Below are 6,252 nucleotides of genomic sequence, written 5' to 3'. Positions count from 1 at the left end.
TTTTCACAGGCGTTCAAGGTGGCACACATGAAGTAATGGTAGAAGATACAGAAGGTTGTACGAACTTAACTATAGATGTATTAGTAATTGATTATCCAAAATATTTTACTCCAAATGGAGACGGAATCAATGATACGTGGAAAATTATTGGATTAGAAGCAAAACATAACGCAAAAATTTATATATTTGACCGATATGGAAAACTAGTGAAGCAAATTGATCCATTAGGTGAAGGTTGGGACGGAACATATATTGGTTCAGTACTGCCATCAACGGATTATTGGTTTACAATTGACTATACAGAAAAAGACCAACAAAAATTATTTAAAGCCCATTTTTCGTTAAAAAGATAAGACAAGATTACTATGAAACTAAGAAATTTATTACTACTTAACCTAATTATTTTTTTTCAATCGGCATTTTCACAAGAGGGGATTGCTGTTTATACAGATTATTTAACCGATAATTATTATTTAATACACCCATCTATGGCAGGTGCATCAAATTGTGCTAAATTAAGAGTTACAGGAAGACAACAATGGTTTGGTCAACAAGACGCACCATCTTTACAAACAATGAGTTTTAATACCGCTTTAGATGAGGATGGAAAATCTGGAGTAGGAATGATTGCTTTTAATGATAGAAACGGTTATCATTCTCAATCTGGTGCAAAATTAACCTACGCACATCATTTATTGTTTTCTCGTACAAAAGCTGATTTAAATATGCTTTCTTTTGGTTTGAGTACCGCTTTTATTCAAAGTAGGTTGGATGAGACGGCATTTAAAGTTTTTGATCCGCAAATATATGGTGGAATTACTCAAAAGGATTCTTATTTTAATATAGATATTGGAGCTTCTTATCATTATATGGATTTTTTCACACATGTAACCGTGAAAAATTTTATTGCTAACAGAAGAGAATTATATTTAGCGGGAGTTGAATCTGATAACTTAAGAAAATATTTATGGAGTGCAGGTGCAAATTTTGGAGATACTGATAATATTTCTGTAGAACCTTCATTTATGTTTCAAGTTACAGAACAAACAGGTGAAAAAGCTATTGATTTAAATGCAAAAGTATATAAGGCAATGGATTTTGGTAATATTTGGGGAGGACTATCATACAGAACAAGTTTTGAAGGTACACAATACACAAAAGAAAAAGGTGTGGTGAATACACAAAAATTACAATATATTACACCGTTTGTAGGTGTTAATTTTAAACAGTTTATGTTAGGTTATTCTTACAACCAAGTAATTGGAGATGTTAAATTTGACAATGCAGGATACCACCAATTAACTATTGGATTAAACTTATTCTGTAAACCAAAAGCATACGATTGTAACTGTCCAGCAGTTTCAAACTAATATATTTAATCCCGATTTTTTCGGGATTTTTTTATAAATTTTTTTATATGATAATTAAAGAAGTTAGAGGTAAAAAACCTGCGATTCCAGCGGATTGTTTTGTTGCAGAAAATGCAACGATTGTTGGTGATGTTTCTTTTGGAGAAAAGTGTAGCGTTTGGTTCAATGCCGTAATTAGAGGTGATGTAAATTTTATTTCAATTGGAAATAAAGTAAATATCCAAGACGGAGCAGTAATACATTGTACTTATTTAAAACATCCAACAATTATTGGAAATAATGTTTCTATTGGACATAATGCCATTGTTCATGGATGTACAATTCATGATAATGTTTTAGTAGGGATGGGCGCCATAATAATGGATGGTTGTGTGGTTGAAAGTAATTCGATAATAGGAGCGGGTAGCGTAGTTACTCAAAACACACACATTGAAAGTGGTTTTATTTATGCAGGAATTCCAGCAAAAAAAGTTAAAGCATTAAATACAAGTGATTTTGCAGGGGAAATTGACCGAATTTCTAATAATTACGTAATGTATTCCAGTTGGTTTAAAGAAGACTAAAAAACCATATAATCCACTTTAAATGCAGTGCCAACTAATTCTTGCATGACTTCTTTTGGATTATTAATATAAAAGGAATGAAACACTTGATTAGAAGTATTAAATAAGTTATTCACTTCTAAAATATGTTTGGTTTGTTTAGCAACTGCTTCACCAGAATCAATTATTCTAATATGATTTGGAATTATTTTTTTTATTTGTGGAATCAAATAGGGATAATGCGTGCATCCCAAAACAAGATAATCAATACCTTCAGCAACCATTGGCAATAAGTAATCTTTTAAAAGTTGTGTCATTTTTTCAGAATGCATCGCACCATTTTCTATGAGTTGAACCAATTCGTAACCAATTTGCTCCACTACTTTAACATCCGAATACAAAGCAACAGTTTGATGAAAAAGCGCGCTATTTAAAGTGCCTTGCGTAGCTAAAATTCCAATTTTTTGAGTTTTTGTATGTAATGCGGCAGGTTTAATCGCTGGTTCAATTCCTATAAACGGGATGTCATAAGTTGCTCTTAATACTTTAATAGCATTTGTTGTGGCGGTATTACAAGCTACAATAATAATTTTACAATTGTTGTTTAATAATATCTCAGTATTTTTTATGCTTAAGGCAATTATTTCATCCTGACTTTTTTGACCATATGGTGCGTTTTTACTATCTGCCAAATATATAGTACTTTCATTTGGTAGAAGTGTGTGTACTTCTTTCCAAATGGATGTACCTCCTACGCCAGAATCGAAAAGTCCAATTGGGTTTTTGTTGCTCATAAAACAAATGTAAAAAAAAACTGCTCAATCTAAAAATAAGATGAGCAGTTGTAGGATTTTTTATTTAATTTTATTAGAAACCTAATTCTTTTTTAACGTCAGCTAATAAATCCATTCCGTCAGCTAATAAGACACCACTTCCAACAGTAGAGTCTAATACGTATTGAACGCCTTTAGCACGTGCAACTTTTTGTATAGCTGCTAATGCTTTTTCAGTTAATGGTTTTTGTAATTCAATTTGTTTATCTTGTAATGATTTAGATGCATCATCTTGATATTTTTGAATTCTTGTCCCCATGTCTTGCATTTCTTGAGAACGCGTTTGATTTAAAAGATCTCCTGCAGTTTCAGCTTCTTTTTGGTATTGAGCTGCTTTTGTTTGGTATTCTGCTACTAATTTTTTGTATTCAGTATCATAGCCTTCTCTCAATTTAGTTAATTGAGCTTCTGCTGCTTTCATTGCTGGCATAGTAGTCATTAATGCACTTACATCAATATGACCAACTTTAGTTTGAGCTGTGGCAACTTGTGCACCAAAAAATAGTACTATTGCAATAATTAGAGTTTTAAATTGTTTCATTTTAATTTAATTTAATAAGGGTTATTTAATTGTTGTTTTAGTTATTTATGTTTATTTATTTTCTTTTTTCTTATTTAATAAAGCATCTCTTTTTGCTTTTTGGTCGTCAAGTAATTTCTGACGTGCTTCTGCTCTTTCTTTTAAAAGTGCCGCTCTTTTATCATCAGCTTCTTTTTTCTTTGCAGCTATCGCATCTTTACGCTCTTGTAACTTTTTTTCTCTATCGTCTTTTGTAGCCTGAACTGCTTTTTCTTTTTCTAAAATTTCAGGATTTTCTTTCGTATCAAATTCCCTTACATCTTTAGCGTCTTGAATTTTTTGTTGTTTTTTAGTTAGTTCAACTTTTTTACCCGCTCTTTCTAAAGCTTTTAATACAAAATCACTAATATCAAAACGTTCTGCAGTAAAAAGCATCGTTAAATCAGAAGATTTATCGAAAATAAAATCGTATTTCCTTTGTTCCGCAATATCTTGTACTACATTAAAAACTTGGTCTTGTATAGGTTTTACTAACGCCGATTTTTGAATCATTAAGTCGCCTTGAGGTCCAAATCGTTTTTGTTGATAATCCAGCATGTCTTTTTCAAGAACGTTTATCTCTTCTTCTTTATCGTTAATTAATTCTTTAGTTAACAACACTTTTTCAGATGCTAATGCATCTTTCAGTTTTTTTATTTCATTTTTTTTGGTTTCAATTTCTTGTTTCCAAGTAGCTGCTTTTTGTTCCAATTGATTTTTGGCCTCTGCATATTCTGGAACTTTTTCCAAAATATAATCCATGTCTATATAACCAATTTTTGTTGTCTTCTGCGCTTGTACTGCAAATAAAACAAAACTTAAAAGTAAAACAAAATATTTTTTCATAATTGTAAATGTTAAATTCAACTATCGTGCCAAAATTTAAAATTGTTGCCCAATGATAAAGTGAGTTTGCCATCCACTTTTAATTGTATCACCGGGAATAGGATCAAAACCGTGAGCAAAATCAATACCTAACAATCCAAAAGCGGGCATAAATACTCTTAATCCTAAACCAGCAGCACGTTGTACTTTAAAAGGATCAAATGTTTTAAAATTATCAAAAGCAGCACCCGCTTCAACAAAACTCATCGCATAAATTTTTGCTGATTGTTTCATGGTGATTGGGTATCTTAATTCCATAGAATATTTATTATACACAGTTCCTCCATTTTGCGAAGATAGTGAATTGTTTGGATATCCACGTAATTGTATAACTTCTCTACCGTCCAAAGCAAAATTCGCTAGTCCATCACCACCTACATAAAATCTTTCAAAAGGCACAATACCCCTATCTGAATTATATGCCCCTAAGAAACCAAATTCGGCTCTTGTACGTAAAACGAATTTTTTATAAATTTTAGTATACCAATCGCCACTAAATTTTACTTTGTAAAATTCTAAATATTTAAAACGTTCTTGATCTACTAAACTTTGGTCTGCAACAGCTTTAGTGAAGTCGTTCGTATTATTACCATTTACATCTATATACACTGGAATTGAATTTCCATTGGCATCCGTTTGTGAAACATTAGTATTTCGTTGTTTAAATTCTTCTTTGTTTTCTAAATTAGCATAATCTACACCATTCCACATTGAGTAAGGTAATGTAAATTTAGCCGATACTGAAAAATTTGAACCTCTATCAGGAAAAATCGGGTCTAAACCTCTGCTGTCTCTTGTTAATGTGGTATTGAATGCTAAGTTTCTTGAAGCGCCATTTCCAAAGGTAAATAAGCCTGTATTGTAATTATTTAAGTCGTAATACGAAAAAGAAACGGAATTAGATATACTGAAATAATCATCTGGCACTTTTAATCTTTTTCCATAACCAACGGTTAATGTAGAGATATTAAAACTTTTATCTCTAGTTACATTTCTAGATCTGAAATCAAATAAAAATTGTTTACTGTGTGAAATGGATGTAAAGAAACTAATTGGTTTTTTTCCACCCAGCCAAGGTTCAGTAAATGATAAACTATACACTTGAAAACCTTGACTAGCTTGTAAACGTAGTGACATTTTCTGACCATCACCCATCGGTAAAGGTTGATATGCTTTTTTATTGAAAATGTTTTTTAAAGAAAAATTATTAAATGATAGACCAAGTGTCCCGATAAAACCTCCAGCGCCATAACCTCCTTGTAGTTCTACTTGACTAGAACCTTTTTCAACAACTGTCCAATCTAAATCTACTGTTCCTGCTGCTGGATCCATATTTACAGGCTCTGGGCGAATGGCTTCAGCATCAAAGAATCCTAATTGTCCTAATTCACGTACAGAACGAATAACTAAATCTTTATTCCATTTTTCTCCTGGTCGAGTTCTTAGTTCTCTATAAATTACTTTGTCGTTTGTTTTGTCGTTTCCTTTAACTGTAATATTATTGAAATAAGCAATTGGGCCTTCAGTAATTCTAATTTCAAAATCAATGGTATCGTTTTCTGTTTTTACTTCAACAGGGTTTATGTTTGACCACAAATATCCATTATTTTGATATAAATTGGTAACATCTTCTGCGTCTGGAGAAGTTTTGTCGGCAATTCTTTTTTCTAACAAAACGCCATTATAAATTTCTCCTCTTTTTATCCCAAGTATTGAATTCAAAGCTTGGTCAGAATAAACAGTATTTCCTAAAAATCGTATATCTCCAAAGTAATACTTTTTTCCTTCTTCAATGTTTACATCAATGTTAATTTTGTTATTCTCTTTATTATATGTAACATTTTCACTAACTACTCTTGCATCTCTATATCCTTTTTCTTTATACTTTGTTACCAATGTTCCTAGATCTTCTTTGTATTTATCTTTGACAAATTTAGAGGATTTAAAAATTCTATAAATCTTTTTTTCTTTGGTGTTTTTAAACGCTTTTTTTAGTTTTTTGTTGGTTAATTTTTCATTTCCAACAAAATTAATGGCGCTAATTTTTACTTTCTCTCCTTTAT

At 31.3% G+C, this 6,252-nt stretch carries 7 protein-coding genes; 3 read left to right on the top strand and 4 right to left on the bottom strand.

Features of this window, described 5'->3' with window-relative positions:
• The 3 genes from ACIQZ1_RS09450 to ACIQZ1_RS09440 form a co-directional block, all read left to right on the top strand.
• Positions 1–353, top strand: a 353-nt coding sequence (locus ACIQZ1_RS09450) for a T9SS type B sorting domain-containing protein (RefSeq protein ID WP_396160787.1), incomplete at its 5' end; no start/stop codon positions are given.
• Between the two features lie 12 nt (positions 354–365).
• On the top strand, positions 366–1,370 hold the full coding sequence (locus ACIQZ1_RS09445) for a type IX secretion system membrane protein PorP/SprF (RefSeq protein WP_396160785.1): 1,005 nt from the start codon (positions 366–368) through the stop codon (positions 1,368–1,370).
• 47 nt (positions 1,371–1,417) lie between these two features.
• Positions 1,418–1,933 (top strand): gamma carbonic anhydrase family protein, encoded by a 516-nt coding sequence (locus ACIQZ1_RS09440; protein WP_396160783.1) that lies wholly within the window; start codon positions 1,418–1,420, stop codon positions 1,931–1,933.
• Here ACIQZ1_RS09440 and murI read toward each other — a convergent pair.
• The 4 genes from murI to ACIQZ1_RS09420 form a co-directional block, all read right to left on the bottom strand.
• Positions 1,930–2,706 (bottom strand): glutamate racemase, encoded by a 777-nt coding sequence (gene murI, locus ACIQZ1_RS09435; protein WP_396160781.1) that lies wholly within the window; start codon positions 2,704–2,706, stop codon positions 1,930–1,932. The two genes, ACIQZ1_RS09440 and murI, sit on opposite strands and share 4 nt — an antisense overlap.
• Before the next feature lie 73 nt (positions 2,707–2,779).
• Complete coding sequence (locus tag ACIQZ1_RS09430) at positions 2,780–3,286, bottom strand: OmpH family outer membrane protein (protein ID WP_396160779.1); 507 nt, start codon at positions 3,284–3,286, stop codon at positions 2,780–2,782.
• Positions 3,287–3,337: 51 nt separating this feature from the next.
• Complete coding sequence (locus ACIQZ1_RS09425; RefSeq protein ID WP_396160777.1) at positions 3,338–4,150, bottom strand: OmpH family outer membrane protein; 813 nt, start codon at positions 4,148–4,150, stop codon at positions 3,338–3,340.
• A 36-nt stretch (positions 4,151–4,186) separates the two neighbouring features.
• On the bottom strand, positions 4,187–6,252 hold a 2,066-nt coding region (locus ACIQZ1_RS09420; protein WP_396160775.1), incomplete at its 5' end, for an outer membrane protein assembly factor.

The organism is Flavobacterium sp., assembly GCF_044341185.1.
GTDB lineage: Bacteria > Bacteroidota > Bacteroidia > Flavobacteriales > Flavobacteriaceae > Flavobacterium.
Note: the sequence above shows the minus strand (reverse complement) of the source record. Positions and strands in the feature narration are given on the sequence as shown.

What these genes read in the sequence shown, in the direction of transcription:
- ACIQZ1_RS09445 (WP_396160785.1), top strand. Translation starts at nt 366, where the DNA reads ATGAAACTAAGAAATTTATTACTACTTAACCTAATTATTTTTTTTCAA.
- ACIQZ1_RS09440 (WP_396160783.1), top strand. Translation starts at nt 1,418, where the DNA reads ATGATAATTAAAGAAGTTAGAGGTAAAAAACCTGCGATTCCAGCGGAT.
- murI (WP_396160781.1), bottom strand. Translation starts at nt 2,706, where the DNA reads ATGAGCAACAAAAACCCAATTGGACTTTTCGATTCTGGCGTAGGAGGT.
- ACIQZ1_RS09430 (WP_396160779.1), bottom strand. Translation starts at nt 3,286, where the DNA reads ATGAAACAATTTAAAACTCTAATTATTGCAATAGTACTATTTTTTGGT.
- ACIQZ1_RS09425 (WP_396160777.1), bottom strand. Translation starts at nt 4,150, where the DNA reads ATGAAAAAATATTTTGTTTTACTTTTAAGTTTTGTTTTATTTGCAGTA.